General features: G+C 70.5%; 3 protein-coding genes. All 3 read right to left on the reverse strand.

Translation table 11 applies throughout. From position 1 onward, the window contains the following. Positions 1–611, reverse strand: a 611-nt coding sequence (locus VGB60_RS11655; RefSeq protein WP_331038418.1) for a hypothetical protein, incomplete at its 3' end; no start/stop codon positions are given. A 39-nt stretch (positions 612–650) separates the two neighbouring features. Continuing rightward, positions 651–1,166 (reverse strand): hypothetical protein, encoded by a 516-nt coding sequence (locus tag VGB60_RS11660; RefSeq protein WP_331038419.1) that lies wholly within the window; start codon positions 1,164–1,166, stop codon positions 651–653. Between the two features lie 62 nt (positions 1,167–1,228). After that, on the reverse strand, positions 1,229–2,836 hold a 1,608-nt coding region (infB, locus tag VGB60_RS11665; RefSeq protein ID WP_331038420.1), incomplete at its 5' end, for a translation initiation factor IF-2.

Consider the following 2,836-nt stretch of genomic DNA (forward strand, 5'->3'; position numbering starts at 1 on the left):
GGCCCCGGACTCGCGCCGGCGTGGAACAGCATCACGTCCACCTGCGCGCCCCGATGCAGCAGCGCCATCGAACCGGGCGTCGCTCCGCCGCAGAGCGGTGTCGACGAGACCGCCCCGTCGGCCGTCGCCGGCACGATGCGCCGTAATTCGATCTGTGCGTCGGCGCGGGCCTTCAGCCGGCGGGCGAAGGTCTGGCTCCCGTCGAACCGGTCGCTGCCGGCGGCGATGCGGAGGGGCTGGGTGCGCCACGTCTCCCCCGATCCAAACCGCACCTCGGCAGCGGCGAAGGCGACCGACCCGGGCGTCGCGCCGTCGGCGGTGACGAACTCGCCCGCCAGCATCACATCCCCGGGCGCGGCCGCGACCGGGGCGGCGAATGGCAGGACCTCCGTCACGCTGGCGACGCCTTCCGCCGCGCGCGAAGGCATGTCGCCGGCAAGCCGCGCCGCGCGTTGGCCGACGGCGCCGACGCCGGTCTCGAGCGCCCGCACCGCCTCGACGGCGAAGCGGTTCTCCGTGGCGAGCAGCAACAACGCCGTGCACAGCACGCCGAGCGCGGCAGCGAGGCGCTTCAGTCCGGTGTGGGGCGGCAGGGCGGCGGCGGCGGTCATCATCCCAACCTTAGCGAGGGCGGAGGCCGAGGTGAACGCCTATCGCGCGGGAGGCGCGTCGGGCGCCTCGGAGGTCGCGCCGGCGGGGAGCCCGGCCCATTCGCCGCGCCAGCTGTAGGACAGCTTGGTGCAGTGGCGGTAGGCGCCGTCCGGCCAGCGGCCAACGGCGTGCACGGTCAGGGGGCGCGCCAGCCGAACCCGGCCCAGCACCATCCACGCCTCGTCCGAGCCGGGGCACAGGGCCCGCCCCAGCGCGCGGCCGCCGCCCTCGGGCGTTATCGAATAGACGGACGTCTCTGTCGCACCTTGTGGCAGGGCCCGACGCACCGCGTCCGGGCCGCCGCGGCGGATGTCGGCCGAGCCGCGCTGAGATGTCGAAATGATCCGGCGCACGCTGATGGCGCCGAACAGCCCCCGGTCCGCCTCGAGGGTGATGCCGCGGGTGAGCGCCTGAGTCAGCCGGTCCGAAGCGTCGAAGGCGAGATAGCGCGTCTCCGCCGCCGCCGGAGAGGCGACGGCGGAGACGGCGAGAAGAACAGTCAGGATGCGGCGCATGGCGAACTCATCCCGAATGGATGGGGCGGAATGACGGCGCGGAGCCACATTCCGCCCGGTCCCTAGTCCAGCGTGCGCTTGATCTCTTCGACGGTGAAGCACTCGATGTAGTCGCCGGCCTTGATGTCCTGGAAGCCCTGGAAATGCATGCCGCACTCCTGGCCCGACGGGACCTCGTTGACCTCGTCCTTGAAGCGCTTGAGCGTCGTGAGGGTGCCCAGCTCCAGCACCACCACGTCGTCGCGGATGATGCGGACCTTCGCGCCCTTGCGGACCACGCCCTCGGACACGCGGCAACCGGCGATCTTGCCGGTCTTGGAGATGTCGAACACCTGCAGCACCGCGGCGTTGCCGAGGAAGGTTTCCCGCTGCAACGGCGCCAGCATGCCGGACAGAACGCCCTTCATGTCGTCGAGCAGGTCGTAGATGATCGCATAGTAGCGGATCTCCACGCCTTCGCGCTCGGCGAGGTCGCGGGCCTGCTTTGAGGCGCGGACGTTGAAGCCGAGGATCGGGGCCCCTGCCGACTTGGCCAGTTGCACGTCGCTCTCGGTGATGCCGCCGGCGCCCGAATACACGGTGCGCGCGCGGACCTCCTCGTTGCCCATCTTCTCCAGCGAGCCGACGATGGCCTCGGCGGAGCCCTGGACGTCGGCCTTGATGAGGACCGGCAGTTCCGAGACCTTCTTGGACTGCAGCTTCGACATCATGTCGACCAGCGAGACCTGGTTGATGCCGCCGGTCAGCTTCTCGCGCTTCAGACGGGCGCGATATTCGGTCAGTTCGCGGGCGCGAGCCTCGCTCTCGACCACGGCGAAGGGCTCGCCCGGGCTGGGCGCCTCGTCGAGGCCCAGGATCTCGACCGGGACAGACGGACCGGCTTCGGTCAGTTGCTCGTTGCGCTCGTTCAGCAGGGCGCGAACCTTGCCCCAGGCCGAGCCGGCCACGACGATGTCGCCGCGCTTCAGCGTGCCGCGCTTGACCAGAACCGTGGCCACGGGACCGCGACCCTTGTCCAGCTTGGCCTCGATGACCACGCCTTCCGAGGAGCGTTCCGGGTCGGCCTTCAGGTCCATGACCTCGGCCTGAAGCAGGATGGCCTCGAGCAGGCCGTCCAGATTGGTGCGCGCCTTGGCGGAGACTTCGACGATCTGTGTGTCGCCGCCGAGGGCTTCGCCGATGATCTCGTACTGCAGCAGTTCGTTGACGACCTTCTGCGGATCGGCGTCCGGCTTGTCGACCTTGTTGACCGCCACGATGATCGGGGCGCCGGCCGCCTTGGCGTGCTGGATGCTCTCGATCGTCTGCGGCATGACGCCGTCGTCGGCGGCCACCACAAGGATGACGATGTCGGTGACGTTGGCGCCGCGGGTCCGCATGGCGCTGAACGCCGCGTGGCCCGGGGTGTCGAGGAAGGTCACGGCCTCGCCGGTCGCCAGCTTCACCTGATAGGCGCCGATGTGCTGGGTGATGCCGCCGGCCTCGCCCGCGGCCACGTCGGTGGTGCGGAGCGCATCCAGCAGCGAGGTCTTGCCGTGGTCGACGTGGCCCATGATGGCCACCACCGGCGCGCGGGGCGTGACCGCCTCGTCGTCGATGGCGTCGGACAGGAAGCCCGCCTCGACGTCGGATTCCGACACGCGGCGCACCGTCATGCCGAACTCGTCGGC

The organism is Brevundimonas sp., assembly GCF_036399195.1.
In the GTDB taxonomy this organism is placed as follows: domain Bacteria; phylum Pseudomonadota; class Alphaproteobacteria; order Caulobacterales; family Caulobacteraceae; genus Brevundimonas.